Raw genomic sequence first — 20,062 nt, forward strand, 5'->3', positions numbered from 1 at the left:
TAAAGAGAAAGAAGTATGTGCCCAATTTTTTACGCAATGCTATCTATTTATCTAATAAGAATAGAGTGCGGCTATTTTTGGCTAAGGTGTCGGAAACCTGCTCGAGCGGGAGGGATAATGCCTGGGCGATGCGATCGTATGTTTGGCAGATGCCGATGGGGCTTTCGTCGGTTTCGGCTAAGGCGTGTGAAGGCCAGGCGACGCGTAGTGCTTCCGCTTGGAAAGCTTTGCCGAACGAGAGGTAGAAGCCATGGGCGATGAGTTGTTCGGCCAGTTTTTTTTTCCCACGGAAACCATGGATGATCCAGGGCATATGGGGGGAGAATTCTTTTTGGGCAGCCAGCAGTTCCGGCCATGCCTTCACGCAATGGATGATCAGGGGTTTCTGAAAGGCCTCGCTTAATTCGATTTGCTGATAGAACACCTCTTGTTGAAGCTGCCTGCCGGTCGCCGCCAATTTATCGAGTCCCGCTTCGCCCAAGGCCACAGTTTCGGGTTGCGAGAGGCGCTGTCGCAGCTCTTCCAATTGTTTGTCTTTATCTTCTATATACCAAGGGTGGATGCCATACGAGCGAAAAGGAGCATCGGTTGACGGCTCTCCTTCACGGATGATCCTATTGAGGATAACAATCTCATCGGGTGAAGAGGCCACATGGTGGGTATGGATATTGTAATAAAGCATCTGGTGTGGCATATGAAGGTTAGGGAACGGGATCATATCCACTGCCTCCCCAGGGGTGACAGCTGGCGATGCGTTTTGCGGCCAGCCAGAGGCCTTTTATGGGACCATGTTTTTTGAGCGCTTGCACGGCATATTCCGAACAGGTAGGTGTGTACCTGCAGGAGGCCGGTGTCAGGGGAGAGATGCAATACTTATAGAAATAGACCGGCAGGAGCAGTAGGGTGGTAAAAAACTTTCTCATCCGATTTTCTCCCGCAAGATACGGATTGCTTTCGACATAGCCTTGTCGATCGATTGAAATGTCGGTTCTTCCTGATCGATAAAAAGGAAAGCCACCAATAGCGATTTCTCTTTCGCCTCCAACGAAGCGATCAACGGCTCTTTCTGCAAGCGGTAGTTCTCGCGCACAAGCCGCTTGACACGGTTGCGCTTAACGGCACGTTTGAACCTTTTCTTGGAAACACTAATCAGGATAGAAGAGGGAACCGGCATTGGCTCCTCGGGGAATAAAAAAATAACCCGTAGTGGAAATGCCACAAACGAACTACCTTCTGCAAAGAGAAGGTCGATGTGACGTTTCCACGACAGGCGTTCTTGTTTGGTGAAGGTATACCTTTTAGTTGTCATTTCTTGCCATTAGCCTTCTTCAGATATTGTTCCAAAGCGGCTGTCATGGAAGGGGCTTCAGGCGTGGGGGCTTCCACATCCAGGCGAAGCCCGGCATCTTTCACTGCTTTAGCCGTTGTCGGGCCAAAACAGCCTATCTTAATGTCTTCCTGCTTGAAGTCAGGGAAATTCTTCAACAAAGAAGAGATCCCGGAGGGGCTAAAGAACACCAACATATCGTAATCGAATGTCTCGTCCTTAGAGAATTCATTACTTACCGTACGGTACATCACCGCCTTAGTATAATCGATCTTCTTTGCATCCAGCATATCGAACAAATCGTTCTTATGCACATCGGAAACAGGAACTAAATACTTCTCTTTTGCGTGCTTGGCAACGATGGTCACCAATTCTTCCGGCTTACCGGCTCCATAGAAAATCTTTCTCTTTCTGTAAACGATATACTTTTGCAAATAAACAGCAATCTGCTCTGTTGTGCAGAAATACTTCATAGTCTCCGGCACTGTCACCCGCAGCTCCTCGCACAAGTTAAAGAAATGGTCAATGGCTGTACGAGCCGTAAAAATAATCGCTGAAAAGTCCAGAATCGATATCTTTTGTTGTCTGAATTCTTTCGCACTTAAAGGTTCTACCTTAATAAAAGGGCGGAAGTCGATATCAATCCCATATTTTTGAGCAATATCAAAATAAGGAGATTTTTCGGATGCAGGCTTCGGTTGTGAGACCAGCATTTTTTTAATAGTCAACGCCATAGAGTACTCAACGCGATAAAGTTATACAATAATACCGCCCCGTTTATGAATAGGAACAAGGGCGCTATTTCTTGGGCGCAAAGGTACAAAAACAAAAACAGATAATCACCCTTTTTAATTTGAAATATTCGGATCGTTTTATAAATAATAACACAACGACTCAGTAGATAGAATGCGGAAAAGAGGCCAAACGGATAGATTGGGTCGGTGTCGATGAACAGTATCCATAATAGAGGTATATAGAAAAGCACCCCCAACAAATCGAGCGACGCCTGATAGCCTACCTGCCAGAGCCGGTACGATTCTTTCTCAAAGAAAGTCCATCCGAGCAAGGCATAGATCCCTCTTTTGAAATAATAATACAGGAGCAACAACAGGAATAAAGACCCTGCATAAAGAGCTGTTTTTACACTGTCAAACTCCGTGGCTCCCTCCGCTTTTTTGTACCATATAAAGAGAAAAAGCGTGGAGAGAAGCAGGGTCTGGAAGGTCATAAACGCATGAAACACCCGCTCATCACCCTTCGACCCCTGCCCTACTTCGAACAGGCTTTGCCGGTGCTTCACCTGCACGATGTCTTTGAGCGTACGCAGGAATACGGGTGAGTAATAATAGAAAATAAAAGAAAAGGATATAAACAACAGAAAAACAATCCCCCATATCAGATCGTTCATCCATTGCTCCTGCCCTACAGGAATGCCTGTGTATCCTTCAAACATGAATCAAAAACTTCTTAGCGAATCGTTATTTCGGAATTTATTTGCTGCAGATCAAGTAATAAAGAGGCGATATCCTCTTCCCGCATATTCACCTTGGGACTTTTGCGGGGCTGTCCACTAAATGTATAATGCGCTCGCATAGCCTGCTGACCCACCTTTTCGAGGTTGACAATCTCTTTGATGGGTATCGGAAAAGAGCCGATGATCAATTTGTCACTATCGGTCACGATCACCGCCTTGCGCTGTCGCTGATAGAACAGATACGACAAAGCCACCAGATTGATCAGCTGGAAACTTGCGCCCACCCAGTTCTTATCATACAACAGGGAGCCCACCAGGATGAGCCATGTCGCTACGACCACCCCGATTAGGATCTTACTTCCTTTAGACTCTACCACACCATAAGCTGCTTTCATATAAACGAACTCTCTTTTTTGATTTCTATCTCAGCATTGAAACTCTTCAACACGCTGATAAACTCTTTTTTGTTGCGGGGAGAAAGCATCATCCAGGGGCCGGTCTCCGTGCCGATCAACAAGCGGTCGAACGAAAGGGCATAGCTCCAGGCCGGCATAATCGTAGGTTCGATCGTCCGGATATCCGCGATGGAGATCTTCTTCTCCGGGAAAAAGCTACAATGAGCAATCAACATTCCGTCAGCCGTTATGACATACCAGGTATTCAGAAACACATGGATGGTGACAAGCGTAACCAATATCATGCCGATCATCCACCAAATGTTCGATTGCAGAAACACAGCCACACAGGCTATACAGACAAGAACCAGAAAAAGATGATATATACCACCGACCTTGGAGCGGAATTCTCTATCCATTATACCTTCTATTATTTGAGGGCGCAAGTTAGTGAAAATAGTTGAAAAGGACGGAGGGTTGAATGATACAATTATTAGTCACATGTCGTATCAGGCATGATCGAATCACATCGTAGGAGCACTTGCGCTTCAGCGCTTTCAGCATCGATAGAAGCCGTTGCTTTCAGGCGGATATTCTGCTGTGTAATATTGAAAAAGGCAGAGCCGATATCCAGGCGGGAAGTAAGCGTTTGCCCGTCGGAAAGAGTAAACGAGAGGATCAATTCATGGGAGACCTTCCGGTTTGCATCTTCGCTACCATCCCAAAGGAAAAGCTGCCCCTCGAATTTTCCGGCTTTTTTTTGCAAGTAAAGAGGCACCTCTACGGTATTCTCCCGGTTTACCGCCCGGTCGGACACATGCAAAACCGGCGCAACCCCGGACAACAGACCTTTACATTCCTTGATTTTGTCCCTATCCTTCTCATCCACCTCTATTTCAAACAAGACACGTTTCGTGAAATAGGTAGGTGTTAAAGTGATCGTTTTATGTTGGTCGGCAACAATAACCAGGTCATGATAAGTCGCTCCATAAAGAGAAGACAGCGGCGCATCATCCTCTTCTTTATCAGCAAAATAAGCCTCCGCACGATCAAGCTGATTGCGGTGCCTTAATTTGATGGATCTGTTATTGTCATTGTATACTAAAAGCCCAAATTTCCCGGGAGGCAAGGCTATTTTCAATGTCCCAGTGTTACTCTCCGTTTGTATCATTGGCCCGTTATTCAACGGATAAAAACAGTAACAAAGCGTATGCTGCTCTATCGATTCAACTCCTATATGTTTCCAGTCGATGATAAAAGTAGCTGTACCATACTGACGGGAAGAAGATGTCTCGGCTTTCTTCTTACAACTAAAAAAGAACAGACTTATTAACAAACAACACACAATAACACACCCAGTATATGCACGTTTATGGCACATTCCCAAGCTGTTTTACTAAATTAGTTCACTCGAAGCAAAGGTATTCAGAAGTTGCCCCTCGCTTATTGAGGATTCTGTTCAATAAGTTGTAAAAAATAAAACAGGGCTTCAGAATTTACAATTTGGAGTCTGTTCACTCACTCTCTTCCCGTTCCGCACGAATAGCACGGGGAGACTGCCCAAAGTTCGAGCGGCAGAAGTGAGAGAAGTTCGATAGGGATTCGAAACCGTATTTGTAGCAGATATCCGAAATAGAAAGATCGGTCGTGAGCAGGTCGACGTGAATGTCCTGGCATTTGCGTTTCAGCATCCACTGATAGGCTGGTTCGCCGAAAGTATCTTTGAACAGGCGGCGGAAGGTAGGCACGCTATAACCACCCAATTGGGCAAAGGCCTCCACATCTTTGACGTTTTGGTAGTTCTGCAAGATGAAATACTGGAAGCTCTTGCTATAGCGATAGATGGTCGAATAGAAAGCAGCCAGGTCCTTAATGGGATAATAGCAGTTGAGCAAAAACAGCAGCTCCGTTTGTTTCGCCTGCAAGAAAACAGAGCAACGCAGGTCACTATCCAGGAAGCTTTTCATTCCATAGAGGAAATTATGCAAAGGCTGGCAAGTATCCATCACTACCGCCCCGATATGTCCGGTCGACGCCATAGAGATACTTTTGTTATATCGCTCGTTACATACGTTCTGGGGGCGCTCAAACAGATAGAGAATCGCTTCGGTAGATTCCAATATCTGAAACTCGACGCGTGAGCCAACCGGTTGCAAAACGAACTGTCCCTCGCGGAAAATCGTATCAGGATGCTCTTCGCTATTTACCCGCACCTCTCCCTTAAGCAGGAAATACATCGTGTTTTGCAACACACGCTCCTGAGGGATAAGCACGCCTTTGGGGTAAGAGCGATACTTAAAGATGTGCTTCTGGTAGAACGTACAAGAGGCACAGTCAGTATATTTCGTACATCTAATCTGATCAAGCATTCCGGATCGACTTATAATTTCACTTTTTTTCTTTTTCCTTTCACACTCTCGTTGTGAAAGCGATCAACAGCTGTTACAACATATATATAGGTATCTGTTCCCTTATGATAAGGTAGTTGATAACGTTTTTCTCTTGTGATGGTCACCATATGCGAAGGATCATCCAGGTTGATAGTCTCCCCTTTCTTAAAGCGGTAAACCACAAAATAGGAGGCGGCTTCCGGATTGGCTGCATGCTGGGGCGCATCCCAATGCAGTATATATCCTTCGGGTGTCCATTCGGCTTTCAGCTTTTTCACCTCCTGAGGCGCACGGTCATGCAAATGACTATAAGGAGGTATCAATGCCGGGTACGTATGGTAATGAGTCCGCAGACTATCGGCCACTCCGCCGTTGTTCCACAATAATTCATTGGCCGGCCAGAAACAATGCCCTTTCACATGCGACAGCGATTTCTCTTCCACCATTTTCTGAGTCAGTTGCTCGGCTTTCATCGTGCGCGCCACATCTTGCCCGATATAGAGATGGCGATCACCAGCCTGTTTATCCCACCAACGTACTAACGTCGTATAGTCGGCTGCCGTATGCCCTATCTCCCAATACACCTGGGGCATATTATAATCAATCCAGCCTTGCCGCACCCAATGCAACACATCCGCATACAGATCATCATAGTTTTGCAGTCCATTTGTTTCGCTACCCGAGCCATCTTGTGTACTCTTTTGGTTGCGGTATATGCCGAAAGGACTGATACCAAATCTTACCCAAGGTTTTGCCAATAAGATTGTTCGTTTCAATTCGCTGATCAATAAGTTTACATTCTCACGCCGCCAGTCTCCACGTTCTTCTTCCTGATAGCCTTTCGTCAATCCGTAGCGCTGGAAACTCCTGTCGTCAGGAAAAGGAAGCCCCGCCACCGGATAGGGATAGAAATAATCATCCATATGGATGGCATCTACATCATAACGAGAGACAATATCTCGAACCACGCGACAGATATATTGCCGGTTGGCCGGAATACCCGGATCGAAAAGGATTTGCTTGTCGTAGACAACGAAGCGCTCCGGCTCACGATGATACAAATGGTTTTCGGCCAACGTAACGGTCGTGTGATTAGTGCATGCCCGGTAGGGATTTAGCCAGGCATGGAACTCCATGTTACGGCGGTGACACTCCGGAATAAGAAACTCCATCACGTCAAAATCACCTTCAGGCGCACGTCCCTGCTCTCCAGTGTAAAAACGGCTCCACGGCTCCAACTCGGAACGATAGAAGGCGTCGGCTTCAGGTCTCACCTGAAAAATAATCGCGTTTATCCCGCACGCCTGCAGGATATCCAATTTACGTATAAAATCTTTTTTAAGCTCATCCACCGTCATGGAGGCATATTCGCTTTGGTGTGCCGTCTGTATCCATGCGCCACGGAATTCCCGCTTCGCCGGCTCATCGCCCGGCATATCCGGCAAAACGACGCGCTGTGTCGAACAGGATATCCATGTCAGAAAAAGCAAGAAAAGCCCCAGGCGCACCGGGGAAAATCGTGGGTATATCCTATGCACTTTTTCCATGAAAAATTCAAAAAACACCAACAAAAGTAACAGGTTTTGAGCAGATAACAAAGGATTTACACTAAAAACAGGGATTTAGTAGGAAGTAAAAGGAATAAAAATAAAAAGTTTTCGTTATGTTTGTAAATAGTGTGCTTCTATCCCCTCTTGCAAAAGGGAGGAAAATCAACCGAAATACAAAAATAAAATAACAACATATGAAAGATAATTATTGTGTGATCATGGGCGGAGGTATCGGAAGCCGTTTCTGGCCCTTCAGCCGTGAGAGCTACCCCAAACAGTTTCTTGATTTCTTCGGTACCGGACGCTCTTTGTTACAAATGACTTTCGATCGTTTTAACAAAATCATCCCGACAGAGAATATTTATATCGTCACAAATGAAAAATACGGCGATCTGATCAAAAAGCAGTTGCCCGAACTGGCCGACAAGCAGATCCTGTTGGAGCCCAACCGTCGGAACACGGCTCCTTGTATTGCTTACGCGGCTTACCATATCCGTGCCTGCAACCCGAACGCCAATATCGTCGTGGCACCTTCCGACCACCTCATACAGAAAGAGGACATCTTCCTGCGCGATGTGCAAAAGGGGCTTGATTTTGTGCGCGACCATCAGGCACTCGTCACGATGGGTATCAAGCCGACTCGTCCGGAGACGGGATATGGTTACATACAAAGCGAGGATAAGAAATTAGGCGACTTCTCGAAAGTAAAGACCTTCACGGAGAAACCCAACCTGGAGCTTGCCAAGATATTCTACGAAAGCGGCGAGTTTTTCTGGAACTCGGGCTTGTTTATGTGGAATGTGAATACCATCTTGGAGGCTTTCAAAGAATTCCTTCCCGACCTAACGGCGCGTTTCGACCTGGGACTCGCTGCGTTCAACACACCGGAAGAGCGTGCCTTCATCCAGGAGCATTATCCCTATAGCCCAAATATCTCGATCGACTACGGCATTATGGAGAAGGCCAACAATGTGTATATGCTTTGTGTGGACTTCGGCTGGGCTGACTTGGGTACCTGGGGGTCGCTCTACGAACTGGGCGATAAAGACGAACACGAGAATGTGATCCTGAAAAACGGAAAGGCTTTGATGTACGACAGTACAAACAACCTGGTATCGCTTGAGAACCAAGATCGCCTGGTGATCGTACAAGGACTCGACGATCACATTATTGCCGAATCAGGCAACGTCTTATTGATCTGCCGAAAAGAAGACGAACAACGCATCAAACAATATGTAGCCGATGCACGGCTGAAGTTTGGGGACAAATACAATTAATGAAGAATGAGGAATGAGGAATGAAGAATGAAGAATTGGAGACTGCTTAGTTTCAATTCTTCATTCTTCATTCCTCATTTAATTATTCTTCATTTTCCTCACCGGATACCAAGAGGCCAGGAAGCCAATGGTGATAACGGTAACGAAGACCAATAACACATCGCTGAAAAGCACCTGTATGGGGTAGGCGTCGATAATAAAGGCACCGCTCACCCCTAACGAAATCAATCCATAACGAATCTGCAGCCAGCAGAGAATCAGACCAATCACAAGACCCGCTACGGCTCCGATGCCGGAGATCAGCCAACCTTCGAAAAGGAAAATACGCCTGATCAGCGCGTTGTCGGCTCCCATATTGCGCAGGGTTTTGATATCATCTTTCTTCTCATTGATCAGCATCGAAATAGAACCGACCAGGTTGAAAAGCGCAATCACCAGAATAAAACAAAGAATCAGATAGGTCACCATCTTCTCGACCTGCATCATGCGGAAGGCATCCGCATGCTGTTCGTGGCGATCCTGTACGAGGTAGTTGTCGCCTAAGATGCGGCATAATTGTTTTTTGACCGCCTGCACGTTGGCTTCCGGCGACAGCTTCAATTCGATCGACGAAACCTCCTTCTCATAGCGGTAGAGAGTACGCGCCAGTTCGATCGGCACAATCATATAGGAATCGTCGTAGACCGCCTGGTTGATACGGAAGATCGCACCCGTATAGGCATACTCCACATCAAATGAGTTTTGAGGCATCAAGGTGTTTATCCGCTCGTTTCGCTTCGGGGCATAAATTTCCAACGGAGTAACGAAACCGACCCGCGTGCCCAGGGTATACGCCAGTCCCATGCCCAAGGTGGCATAGTTGACAATATCTTCCCGCAGGCGAAACTCGCCATCTACCAACGCCGGAGCCATATCGGTCAGCCGGCCGTAGTGACTGTCGACTCCTTTCACAATGCCTATCACCTGGCGGTCGCCGCATTTGATCAAGGCATTTTCCTGTAAGACCTCACTGAAGATTTCTATTTCGGGCAGTTGCCTGACAGCCTCTATCTCAGAGGCCTGCGGATCGAACACCTTGCCGGTACGGGGCATGATTTTTAGTTCCGGATCGAGGCTGCTGAACATCATCGCCACCAGGCTGTTGAAACCGTTGAACACCGAGAGGGCACAAATCAAGGCCACCGTGGAGATCAACACACCGCAAACCGATACCATCGAGATGATATTGATGGCATTATGCGACTTCTTCGAGAAGAGGTAGCGGCGGGCGATATAGAAAGAGAGGTTCAAGCCGGTTTACTCTTTCAAGAGTTTGTCGATGTTTTCGATGTAGTCTAAGGAATCATCGATAAAGAAACTGAGTTCGGGGATGATACGCAGTTGCTTACCCACCCGTTTGCCCAGTTCGAAGCGGAGCGCTTTTGTATTGGTGCGGATCGCCTGGATCAGCTCCTCGCCCTTGTCCGACGGGAAAATGCTGAGATAAACCTTGGCAATGCCCAAGTCGGGACTGACGCGCACGGCGCTCACCGATACCAACGTACCGGGTACTCCCTGGGTTTGTTTCTGAAACATATCGCCCAATTCCTTCTGGAGCAGGCGTCCTATTTTGTTTAATCGTACACTTTCCATCCTATTCTATTTTATTTTTTCCAAATGATTGTCAGTCCGTCGCGCAGCGGAAGAATCACCTTCTCCACCCGTTCGTCGTTTTTTATCTTCTCGTTGAAGGCCAGTATGCCCAGCGTCTGCTTGTCGGAGGCCACGGTTTCTTCGACCACTTTGCCGTCCCAGAGCGTATTGTCAGCCAGGATAATGCCACCCGGACGTATCAACGGGAATACAAGATCGTAATAATTTGTATATAATCGCTTATCCGCGTCGATAAAAACCAAATCGTATGTTTCCTGTAGCTGCGGAATAATCTCCAGGGCATCGCCGATATGCAGGCGTATCTTCTCGCTGAGAGGCGATTGATCGAGGTATTTGCGAATGAAGTCTTCCATCTCATCGTTGATCTCGATCGTATCGACCCGCCCGTCGTCCGCCAACCCTTCGGCCAGGCAAAGGGTGGCATATCCGGTGTAGGTGCCGATCTCCAATACGCGTTTGGGAGAGAGCATGCGGCAGAACATTTTCAATATCCGCCCCTGCAAATGCCCCGACAGCATGCGCGGACGAAGTAGGTTCACGCAGGCATCACGACTAAGCGTGGCAAGCAGTTCACCCTCCGGGTCGCTATGCGATAAGATATACTCCTCGATGGTCATTTAGGGCTTCTCCGGCTTTTGCTCGTTTTCCTGAAAGGTCGGCAGCATATAGGCGCCTCCGGCATCCAATACCTTGCCCACGTTGTTGATCTCCAAGAAAGAGGTGCCCCCCCCTTCGCCGAAGCTGCCGCTGAGGTAGGCCACCATATTGTTGCGTGTGATCCGTCCACTCTTGATCAACTGCTCCAGGGCATCGAAGAAATACCCGCGTCGGCTGTCGTTCCAGGGCTGATGAACCGCCCATACCCCGTAAGAGAGGGAGAGGAAACGCATCACCTGCGGGTTGTAACAGATAGCGAAAACCGTAGAGGTGCCACGGAAGGCTGCCAGATAGCGTGCCGTACGACCGGAATGGCTGTCGGTGATAATCGCTTTCACATGTAGTTTGTTGGATGACTTCACCGCCTGCTTAGCCAGGAAAGAGGTCACATCCAGGTCGCTGGATATAGGCACGCGGATATCATTGCTTGCCATCTTGGTCTTCTCTGCCTCACGCGCCACCTTGGTCATGGTCTGCACCGCTTCCAGCGGATACTTACCATAGGCCGTTTCGCCACTGAGCATCAGGGCATCGGTACGATAGTAGATAGCGTTGGCGATGTCGGTCACCTCCGCGCGGGTGGGGCGTGGGTTGTTGATCATCGTATGGAGCATCTGTGTGGCTACGATCACCGGTTTTTTGGCTTCCACACACTTCTTGATCAATACGCGCTGGATGCCCGGAATCTTTTCGGCAGCCACCTCGATACCCAGGTCACCCCGGGCGATCATAATACCATATGCCACCTCCAGGATCTCGTCGATATTGTCGACACCCTCCTGATTCTCTATCTTAGCAATGATCTTGATCGGACTGTTGTATTCGTCTAAGATATGTTGTATCTCCAACACATCATGGCGTGAACGAACGAATGAGTGGGCAATGAAGTCCAATTCGTTCTCGATCGCCCAGCGGATATTCAACCGGTCTCTTTCCGTCAACGAAGGGAGATTAATACGTACGCCCGGCACATTGACGCTTTTACGGCTGTTCAGCGCGGCATCATTCAATACCTCGCACACCAGGTAGTTCTCTTTTTTGTCGATCACCTTCAGTTCCAGGTCGCCATCGTCGATCAGGATATCATCCCCTACATGTATGTCATTGACAAAATTCCGGTAGGTCACGCAAATACATTCGCGGGTCGTTTCGCCTTCCGGGTCGCCGGTGATATGAATGGTTTCCCCTGTCTTCAATGGGATCGGTTCTTTCAGGAAGGTAGTTCTCACTTCCGGTCCTTTGGTATCCATCAGGATACCGATGCGATCCGACACTTTGCGCGTATTGGTCACCACTTTCGTCAACCCTTCGGCCTGCATGTGCGCCGTATTCAAACGCACCACATTCATACCGGCTTTATAAAGCGAATCTATAAAATCAACATCACAACGTTGATCTGAAATGGTAGCTACAATCTTTGTATGCTTCAACATAATTATTCAAATTGATAATGGACAATTGATAATGGATATCAGCAATTGTCAATAAATAAATATAAACCTATTTTAAACCTCTTTTTATCATATAAAGAAAGCTATCAAAGCCTTCAAGTATCCATTAGAGAAAAGCCCGAAAGGGCTGTTACATGGATAACCCCGGGTGTCAACCCGGGGTGGTTGTCTACCCCACCCAAAGCAACCCCGAAGCGGGTTGAACCTACTCTTAGGCTTTTAATACACCTTCATTTTACATTCAGCGCTTCCAGCGCCAATCGATACGAATCCATGCCGAATCCCAGGATCACCCCCCGGCAGGCAGCAGCCAACATCGACACATGGCGATAAGCCTCCCGCGCATGTACATTAGATATATGTACTTCAATGACCGGAGCCGGCACCGATTTGATCGCGTCATGCAGCGCAATGGAGGTATGCGTATAAGCGCCGGCATTCAGGATGATACCGTCGAAATCAAAACCTACCTCTTGTATTTTATCGATTAATTCGCCCTCTATATTGCTTTGGTAACTATGGATTTCGCATTGAGGATACGCATTGCGCAATATTGCCAGATAATCATCGAAAGACTGGTTTCCGTAGACATCGGGTTCGCGTTTGCCCAACAGATTAAGATTCGGGCCATTGATAATCTGAAACCTCTTCATATTCTTATTTTTTTGTATCTTTACACAAGATAAGACGCCGTGAAATGTGCGGCAAAGGTACATATTTTATTTCACATCGTAAACAAGGTGAAGACATTACCGCAAGAGGATCAGATAATTCAAAAATACAACACCTACCTCAGGCTCGAGAAATCGCTCTCTCCCAACTCTGTCGACGCGTATATGACCGATTTGGAGAAGCTATTGGGTTTTGCCCGGGAGGAAAAAGTGAAGCTGTTGGAGATCAAATACAACGATCTGCAACAGTTTGTCGCGCGCCTGCATGATATAGGTATTCACCCCCGTTCGCAAGCGCGTATCCTTTCCGGCGTACGTTCTTTTTATCATTTCCTATTGCTCGAAGAATACCTGGAGAACGATCCGACGGAACTATTGGAATCGCCCAAGGTGGGCATGAAAATCCCGGAGGTATTGACGGAAAATGAGATCAACAGCCTGTTGGACACCATCGACCTCTCCTTGCCTGAAGGACAACGCAACCGGGCGATGCTGGAGGTGCTTTACAGTTGCGGACTGCGTGTTTCGGAACTGACCGGCCTGCGCTATGCCGATGTCTATTTCGAGGAGGGATTCATCAAAGTGGAAGGAAAGGGTAATAAACAACGGCTGGTACCCATTTCGGAGACCGCGTTGAAAGAGATCCGCAACTACCTGATCGATCGCCACGGCATCACCCCCAAGAAGGGACACGAAGACATTCTCTTCCTGAGCCGCCGGGGAACAGCCCTGTCGCGCATCATGATTTTCCACATCATCAAGCAGCAGGCAGAGATGGCTGGCATCCGTAAAAATGTAAGCCCACACACCTTCCGCCACTCCTTCGCCACCCACCTACTGGAGGGAGGAGCCAACCTACGCGCCATCCAGGAGATGCTTGGCCATGAGAAAATAGAAACCACTGAAATCTACACCCATATCGACCGCGAATTCCTCCGCCGTGAGATCCTCGAACACCACCCCCGCAGCCGAAGATGATAATTGACAAATTGTCAAAATCGCCCGGCTATTTTTCCGAAAACGTAGGGGTATTTAAAATTAGTCCCGCGAGTAACACTTTTTAACGTATCATATTGTAAAGCAAAATGCTGTTTTTGCTTACACTTTGTATTTTTAAAATAATACCTTTGCATTTTAGTCATTTCTAACTAATTTATCTATTCATGAGATCTCTATTTATTTCTATTCTTTCTTGTCTGTTTTCGCTATCTGTCATAGCACAAAACTATCCTCATCAAAGTAATCTGCTTTGGGTAACCACGCCCGACCATGCCGACTGGCTTTACAAAACGGGAGAAAAACCTGTTATAACCGTCGCTATTTACGAATATGGCATTTTACAGGATAACCTGGAAATTCGTTACGAGATTGGCCAGGACTGCCTTGATCCCGACAGCAAAGGAAGTGTGAAACTAAAAGGAGGCAAGGCCAATATTCCTTTAGGGACCATGAAAAAGCCCGGGTTTCGTGATTGTAACCTGAGCGTTACATTACAAGGAAAAACCTATAAGCATCATATTAAGGTAGGCTTTTCTCCTGAGAAAATTACGCCTTACACCCAAATGCCTGCCGATTTCGATGCCTTCTGGAAAAAAGCATTGGAAGAGCAGGCCAACTGCCCGATGACACCGGAGGTCTCTTTTGTGGAAGCCTATTCGTCGGATAAGGTCGATTGCTACCTGGTGAAATTGCCCTGCTATAAGCCGGGACACTTTGTGTATGGCTACCTGACTAAGCCCAAGAAGGCGGGAAAATACCCGGTTGTCGTGTCGCCTCCGGGAGCAGGTGTCAAACCGATGGACCCCATGAAAACGATCTTCTACGCCGAATCGGGCTGTATCCGTTTCGATATGGAAATCCATGGTATCAACCCGTCGCTCGACGCGGAGACCTATAAAGATATATCCCGCGCTTTTGGCGATCATCACGCCAATGGCTACCTGGCCAATGGCATCACCCACCGGGATACCTATTATATGCAAAAGGTCTATTTAGCATGTGTGCGGGCGGTCGACTATCTCTCCACCCTGCCCGAATGGGATGGCAAGAACATGGTGACGCAAGGCGCAAGCCAGGGAGGCGCCTTAGCCTTGATTCTCACAGGGCTTGATTCGCGTATTACCGCATGTGTCGCCAATCACCCGGCCCTTTCCGACATGGCAGCCTATGCCGAGCCGGGACGCACCGGAGGATATCCCCACTTTGGTCGGAAATACAAAGGCGTGGAATTGACTCCTCAGGTGATCGAGACACTCGCCTATTACGATGTGGTTAATTTCGCCCGCGGCATCCGCGTGCCCGTGTATATGACGTGGGGATACAACGACAATGTCTGCCCGCCAACCACCAGCTATGCCGTTTATAATCTGATTACCGCCCCCAAAGAGGCGTTGATCACACCGGTCAATGAACACTGGGTCTCGCTGGAGACACGTTATGAGCAGTTGAGATGGATTCAGGCGCATTTGAAGTAAGCTTTTTGGTCTATAACTGAAAGAAAACCAAAATAATCCTGCCTCAGGCGTTTGTATATTCAAAAAAAGCATTTATCTTTGCACCCCAAATCAGTTAAGATTATAATAATAAATCATATAGGAAAATGAAAAGAACATTTCAGCCTTCGAACCGGAAAAGAAAAAACAAGCACGGCTTCCGTTCAAGAATGGCAACAGCAAATGGACGCCGCGTATTGGCTTCCCGTCGTGCAAAAGGAAGAGCTAAATTGACAGTATCTGACGAATACAACGGATAATCGGTTCGATTTAAACGTATATAAAGAAAGTAAAGGTTTTGCTAAAAAGCCTTTACTTTCTTTGTTTATGCGGCTTTTTTTCTACTTTTGAAGTCTCTATCTAATTAAACTGGCTAATACCGGACAAACATGAAGGACTTTCTGATAAAAATACTGAAGAATCCGTATGTAATAAACCTATTGTTGATGGTGGCGGTTTCCGGAGCCATCCTCTACGGTGTTCTCAAATGGCTTGATAATTACACGCACCATAATAAAGCGGTGGTTGTGCCCGATGTGAAAGGGCTTTCCATGGACGAGGCCGCGATCTTTATCCACAATAGTGGCCTGCGCTATAATGTGATCGACTCTGTTTTTTCAAAAGAGGTGTCTCCCGGTGCTATCGTGGAGATCAAACCGGCTACCGGATCGAAGGTGAAGGAGGGACGTATTCTTTTTATCACGATCAACGCCACAACGGCGCAGATGGCCGAGGTGCCGGAGGTGGAAGATCTCTCTTTCCGCCAGGCATACGCGATTTTGAAATCACGCGGATTTACAAATGTTGAAACAACCTATATTCCCGGTCCCTACAAAGATCTTGCTTTGGGTGTGGAGTCGCGCGGAAGGGTATTGCAGGCCGGCGAAAAGATACCATTGACAACTCCCCTTGTATTAAAGGTGAGCAGTGGTGAAATGGAGGCTGACTCTTTGGCTGTCGAACAGCGAGAACCGGCCGTTGTCCCCCTCGATAGTGATGTTGAAAGTTGGTTTTAGCCTATGGACGACTATAATCTATATGATATAGAAGACGAACCGGACGACTTGCTTCTGCCGGAAGAAGAACTTGAAACGCCTGAGATGTTTGAACACTTCCGCTTCACAGCGGACAGGGGGCAAGCACTGTTGCGTGTCGATAAATTCCTGGTCGACCGTATGATGGGGGCTACACGCAACCGGATTCAGTTGGCGGCCGATGCCGGTTGTATCCATGTGAATGGGAAGCCGGTGAAGAGCAACTACCGCGTGAAACCACTCGATGTGGTCACACTCGTACTCGATCGTCCCCGCCGGGAGCTGGAGATTATTCCTGAAAATATACCGCTTGATATTGTTTACGAAGACGAAGTCCTGATGGTGGTCAATAAGCCGGCAGGGCTTGTGGTGCATCCGGGGCATGGCAATTATACCGGTACGCTGGTGAATGCGCTGGCGTGGTACTTGAAAGATGATCCGCTGTATAATCCGGCCGATCCGGGTGTGGGACTGGTGCATCGCATCGACAAGGATACCTCGGGGCTTTTGCTTATTGCCAAACGGCCGGAAGCGAAAAGTCATCTGAGCCTTCAGTTCTTCAACAAAACCACCCAGCGGAAATACCTGGCGTTGGCCTGGGGAAACATACGGGAAGAGGAAGGACGCATCGAAGGAAATATCGGACGCGATCCGCGCGACCGCATGCAGATGACCGTATTCCCCGAAGGCGATCATGGGAAAACTGCCGTGACACACTACCGGGTGGTAGAGCGTCTGGGCTACACCACATTGGTGGAATGTCGCCTGGAGACAGGACGTACGCATCAGATCCGCGTGCACATGAAATATATCGGACATACGCTCTTCAACGACGAACGTTACGGAGGGCATGAGATACTGAAAGGAACCACTTTCAATAAATACCGTCAGTTTGTACAGAATTGTTTTGCGACCTGCCCCCGGCAAGCCTTGCATGCGAAGACGTTGGGATTCGTGCATCCGGTGACCGGCGAAGAGATGTTTTTCGATTCGCCCCTGGCGGAAGATATGCAGCAACTGATCGACAAATGGCGGCGATATGCCCAGTCGAAAGAAGTGGATGAATTTGAATAATGTGAAAACAAAGTGATGAAAAAGAATATAGCGATCATAGCAGGGGGAGATTCATCGGAAATCGTTGTTTCGCTGAAAAGCGCCGATGGGATTTACTCTTTTCTTGATAAAGAAAAATATAATGTATATATTGCCATCATTAAGAAGGAGGGGTGGCAGGTGAAGCTGGCCAATGGCGAGATGACAACGCTCGACCGGAACGGTTTTTGTTTTGAAGAAAATGGAACCATCGTACACATTGACTTTGCTTACATCACGATTCATGGGACTCCCGGCGAGAATGGACTGTTACAGGGCTACCTGGAGATGATGCGTATCCCCTACTCCTGTTGCGGCGTGTTGGCGAGCGCGTTGACATTTAATAAATATATGTGCAACCAATACTTGCATAACTTTGGCGTACGAATCGCTCCTGCTATCCGCCTGATGAAAGGTGAAACGATCTCGGACGAGGCAGTATTGTCGGCCCTTGGCTTGCCGCTGTTTGTGAAACCAAACGACGGAGGCAGCAGCTTCGGGGTGACGAAGGTGAAAACCGAAGGAGAGATCCAAAAGGCGATCCAAAAGGCCTTTGCAGAAGGCAATGAAGTGATTATGGAAAGCTATGTGGAGGGCACGGAGGTGACCTGCGGTTGCTACAAAACAAAAGGGAAAGAGGTTGTTTTCCCCCTGACGGAGGTGGTGACCGATAATGAATTTTTCGATTTCGATGCCAAATACAACGGGCAGGTAGATGAAATAACGCCGGCCCGCATTTCAGAGGAGCTGACACGTAAGATACAACAACAAACACTGAAGATCTATGATCTGTTGGGCGCCAAAGGGCTGATACGTGTCGATTATATCATTCCCCGGGAAGGGGAACCGGTGGTATTGGAAGTCAATACGACTCCCGGTATGACGCTGACCAGTTTTATCCCTCAGCAGGTGAAAGCCGCGGGACTGGACATACAAGATGTGTTAACGGAAATAATAGAAAACGAATTCAATAAGTGATGATATCATGGATAAAAAAGAAGTAGATATTCATAAATTCGATGATATTCGACCTTTTATCGACAGCGAGGTGAAAGATGCCATCGAGTCGTTGGTCAACAATGAAGACCTGATAGACGCTTTACGGTATATCGAGCCGAATCTAAACAAGGAAGAATTGGTGAAGATGATGCGTTCCTGCCGTACGAAAGAGGAGTTCAAAACAACGCTTGCGTACGATGCAGTGATGACCATCGCCAAAAAGACAACCTTTTCACTTACCATCTCGGGAAGAAGCCGTTTGCCGGAAGGGAAACCTGCCTGTACGTTTATCTCTAATCACCGTGATATCGTACTCGATGCAGCGTTTCTGAATGTGATGCTCTACGAAGTAGGCTACGGGCTGACCCAGGTGGCTATTGGCGATAACCTGTTGATCAAACCCTGGATCGATACGGTTGTCCGTTTGAATAATGCCTTTATCGTGAAGCGCGGTGTTTCAGGCCGTCAGCAGCTCGAGGCAAGCATTCTTCTCTCCCAGTATATCCATCAAACTATCCAGGAGACTCATGAGTCGATCTGGATCGCACAGCGCGAAGGACGGGCAAAAGACTCCAACGATAAGACGCAGGCGAGTATCCTGAAGATGCTCAATATGGGTGGCGATACGAAGGATATCCTGACCAATCTGAAGAGCTTGAATATCGTGCCGGTAGCTATTTCCTACGAATTCGATCCCTGTGATTTCCTCAAAGCGCAGGAGTTTCAGCAGAAACGTGATAATCCGGAGTTTACAAAAAGTAAACGCGACGACCTGTTAGCCATGGAAACAGGCATATTGAATAATAAGGGACGGGTGCATTTCACCATTTGTACCCCCATCAACCAGGCGTTGGAAAAGCTCGATCCGGAAATGGAAAAGACGGAATTATACACGACAGTAGCCAGCATTATCGACCGGGAAATCTACAAGCACTACCGCTTCTATCCATGCAATTATGTGGCCTATGATATGTTGAAGGGAACAAAACGTTTCAGTGAGATGTACGGCCTCAAAGACAAAAAACAATTCCAGGCCTACCTGCAAGGCCAGATCGAGAAGATCGTTATCCCCAATAAAGACGAAGACTTCCTAAAAACAAAGATACTCGAGATGTACAGCAATCCGCTGATCAATCATCTCTCTGTACAAGACTGAGAAGACCTTTCCCCTTCCCCCTTCCCCCTCTCCACAAGAGAGGGGAATAGTTTGTATTCTTCAAATTGGAGAAAATGTGAAGGAGAAAGGAGAAGATGTGAAGATTGCGGGGAAGCACGCTGCAGGCGTGAGATTATGCATAACCGTATGCAAGCGTAGCGCAGCTTACGGTAGTGAATCCTCTATATAAAAAGCCCCGCATGGGGCGGGATTATGGCAGATCTCGCACCTGCGGCGCTTGATTGACAGGTAGTCGCTATACCGTAAGCTGCGCTACGCTTGCATACGGTTATGCATAATCTCACGCTTGCAGCGCGATCCCCACCTTCAATTCTTACAAAATTGGAAGATAAAGACATACTAAACATAGTGACAAAATTTCTCCTCCTTTGCTAAGGAGGAGAAATTTTGATACTATTTTTATGATACAATAACCTTCAATTC

General features: G+C 47.6%; 23 protein-coding genes. 8 read left to right on the forward strand and 15 right to left on the reverse strand.

Annotated features, from left to right (window positions below):
• Positions 1-43 precede the first annotated feature (43 nt).
• The 10 genes from M2134_RS10845 to M2134_RS10890 all read right to left on the reverse strand — a co-directional run bounded on the left by M2134_RS10845 (position 44) and on the right by M2134_RS10890 (position 7,022).
• Complete coding sequence (locus M2134_RS10845; RefSeq protein WP_280750724.1) at positions 44-682, reverse strand: TatD family hydrolase; 639 nt, start codon at positions 680-682, stop codon at positions 44-46.
• A 19-nt stretch (positions 683-701) separates the two neighbouring features.
• Positions 702-923, reverse strand: coding sequence for a membrane protein insertion efficiency factor YidD (yidD, locus tag M2134_RS10850; protein ID WP_280750725.1), 222 nt, complete (start codon positions 921-923; stop codon positions 702-704).
• The gene (gene rnpA / locus M2134_RS10855) at positions 920-1,309 is read right to left on the reverse strand and encodes a ribonuclease P protein component (protein WP_280750726.1); all 390 of its coding nucleotides are present in this window, start codon (positions 1,307-1,309) and stop codon (positions 920-922) included. Before rnpA ends, yidD begins: the two co-directional genes overlap by 4 nt.
• Positions 1,306-2,055, reverse strand: a complete 750-nt coding sequence (locus tag M2134_RS10860) for a uroporphyrinogen-III synthase (RefSeq protein ID WP_280750817.1) — start codon at positions 2,053-2,055, stop codon at positions 1,306-1,308. Before M2134_RS10860 ends, rnpA begins: the two co-directional genes overlap by 4 nt.
• Entirely contained in the window at positions 2,052-2,780 is a 729-nt protein-coding gene (locus M2134_RS10865) for a DUF4271 domain-containing protein (protein WP_280750727.1), read from the reverse strand. The genes M2134_RS10860 and M2134_RS10865 overlap by 4 nt, the downstream gene beginning before the upstream one ends.
• A 14-nt stretch (positions 2,781-2,794) precedes the next feature.
• On the reverse strand, positions 2,795-3,196 hold the full coding sequence (locus tag M2134_RS10870; protein ID WP_280750728.1) for a hypothetical protein: 402 nt from the start codon (positions 3,194-3,196) through the stop codon (positions 2,795-2,797).
• Positions 3,193-3,615: a PH domain-containing protein gene (locus M2134_RS10875; protein WP_280750729.1), complete on the reverse strand. Its 423-nt coding sequence runs from the start codon at positions 3,613-3,615 to the stop codon at positions 3,193-3,195. The genes M2134_RS10870 and M2134_RS10875 overlap by 4 nt, the downstream gene beginning before the upstream one ends.
• Positions 3,616-3,689: 74 nt before the next feature.
• Positions 3,690-4,532, reverse strand: coding sequence for a DUF5119 domain-containing protein (locus M2134_RS10880; RefSeq protein WP_280750730.1), 843 nt, complete (start codon positions 4,530-4,532; stop codon positions 3,690-3,692).
• Positions 4,533-4,710: 178 nt separating this feature from the next.
• Positions 4,711-5,565: an AraC family transcriptional regulator gene (locus M2134_RS10885; protein WP_280750731.1), complete on the reverse strand. Its 855-nt coding sequence runs from the start codon at positions 5,563-5,565 to the stop codon at positions 4,711-4,713.
• A gap of 11 nt (positions 5,566-5,576) precedes the next feature.
• On the reverse strand, positions 5,577-7,022 hold the full coding sequence (locus M2134_RS10890; protein WP_280750818.1) for a family 10 glycosylhydrolase: 1,446 nt from the start codon (positions 7,020-7,022) through the stop codon (positions 5,577-5,579).
• A gap of 308 nt (positions 7,023-7,330) precedes the next feature.
• Between M2134_RS10890 and M2134_RS10895 the strand changes: the two genes are divergently transcribed.
• The gene (locus M2134_RS10895; RefSeq protein ID WP_280750732.1) at positions 7,331-8,413 is read left to right on the forward strand and encodes a mannose-1-phosphate guanylyltransferase; all 1,083 of its coding nucleotides are present in this window, start codon (positions 7,331-7,333) and stop codon (positions 8,411-8,413) included.
• Positions 8,414-8,491: 78 nt separating this feature from the next.
• Here M2134_RS10895 and M2134_RS10900 read toward each other — a convergent pair whose 3' ends face one another.
• The 5 genes from M2134_RS10900 to aroQ all read right to left on the reverse strand — a co-directional run bounded on the left by M2134_RS10900 (position 8,492) and on the right by aroQ (position 12,827).
• A complete protein-coding gene (locus M2134_RS10900; RefSeq protein WP_280750733.1) occupies positions 8,492-9,703 on the reverse strand; it encodes an FtsX-like permease family protein in 1,212 nt (403 codons plus the stop codon).
• A 6-nt stretch (positions 9,704-9,709) separates the two neighbouring features.
• Positions 9,710-10,045 carry a 30S ribosome-binding factor RbfA gene (gene rbfA, locus M2134_RS10905; RefSeq protein ID WP_280750734.1) on the reverse strand — a complete coding sequence of 112 codons (336 nt, stop codon included), beginning with the start codon at positions 10,043-10,045 and terminating at the stop codon, positions 9,710-9,712.
• A gap of 11 nt (positions 10,046-10,056) precedes the next feature.
• Positions 10,057-10,683: an O-methyltransferase gene (locus M2134_RS10910; protein ID WP_280750735.1), complete on the reverse strand. Its 627-nt coding sequence runs from the start codon at positions 10,681-10,683 to the stop codon at positions 10,057-10,059.
• Positions 10,684-12,159, reverse strand: a complete 1,476-nt coding sequence (gene pyk / locus M2134_RS10915) for a pyruvate kinase (RefSeq protein ID WP_280750819.1) — start codon at positions 12,157-12,159, stop codon at positions 10,684-10,686.
• 245 nt (positions 12,160-12,404) lie between these two features.
• A complete protein-coding gene (gene aroQ, locus M2134_RS10920; protein ID WP_280750736.1) occupies positions 12,405-12,827 on the reverse strand; it encodes a type II 3-dehydroquinate dehydratase in 423 nt (140 codons plus the stop codon).
• A gap of 87 nt (positions 12,828-12,914) precedes the next feature.
• On the opposite strand from aroQ, the gene xerD reads away from it, so the two are divergent.
• The 7 genes from xerD to M2134_RS10955 all read left to right on the forward strand — a co-directional run bounded on the left by xerD (position 12,915) and on the right by M2134_RS10955 (position 19,618).
• Positions 12,915-13,823, forward strand: a complete 909-nt coding sequence (xerD, locus tag M2134_RS10925) for a site-specific tyrosine recombinase XerD (RefSeq protein ID WP_280750737.1) — start codon at positions 12,915-12,917, stop codon at positions 13,821-13,823.
• 185 nt (positions 13,824-14,008) lie between these two features.
• Positions 14,009-15,319: an acetylxylan esterase gene (locus M2134_RS10930; RefSeq protein ID WP_280750738.1), complete on the forward strand. Its 1,311-nt coding sequence runs from the start codon at positions 14,009-14,011 to the stop codon at positions 15,317-15,319.
• Positions 15,320-15,444: 125 nt separating this feature from the next.
• Positions 15,445-15,597 (forward strand): 50S ribosomal protein L34, encoded by a 153-nt coding sequence (gene rpmH, locus M2134_RS10935; RefSeq protein ID WP_005633099.1) that lies wholly within the window; start codon positions 15,445-15,447, stop codon positions 15,595-15,597.
• A 129-nt stretch (positions 15,598-15,726) separates the two neighbouring features.
• Positions 15,727-16,353, forward strand: a complete 627-nt coding sequence (locus tag M2134_RS10940; RefSeq protein ID WP_280750739.1) for a PASTA domain-containing protein — start codon at positions 15,727-15,729, stop codon at positions 16,351-16,353.
• Positions 16,354-16,356: 3 nt separating this feature from the next.
• Positions 16,357-17,445: an RluA family pseudouridine synthase gene (locus M2134_RS10945; protein WP_280750740.1), complete on the forward strand. Its 1,089-nt coding sequence runs from the start codon at positions 16,357-16,359 to the stop codon at positions 17,443-17,445.
• A gap of 15 nt (positions 17,446-17,460) precedes the next feature.
• Complete coding sequence (locus M2134_RS10950; RefSeq protein ID WP_280750741.1) at positions 17,461-18,441, forward strand: D-alanine--D-alanine ligase; 981 nt, start codon at positions 17,461-17,463, stop codon at positions 18,439-18,441.
• 7 nt (positions 18,442-18,448) lie between these two features.
• On the forward strand, positions 18,449-19,618 hold the full coding sequence (locus tag M2134_RS10955; protein WP_280750742.1) for a 1-acyl-sn-glycerol-3-phosphate acyltransferase: 1,170 nt from the start codon (positions 18,449-18,451) through the stop codon (positions 19,616-19,618).
• Positions 19,619-20,062: the final 444 nt, after the last annotated feature.

Origin of the sequence: Parabacteroides sp. PM6-13 (assembly GCF_029892605.1) — a bacterium.
In the GTDB taxonomy this organism is placed as follows: Bacteria; Bacteroidota; Bacteroidia; order Bacteroidales; family Tannerellaceae; genus QVMG01.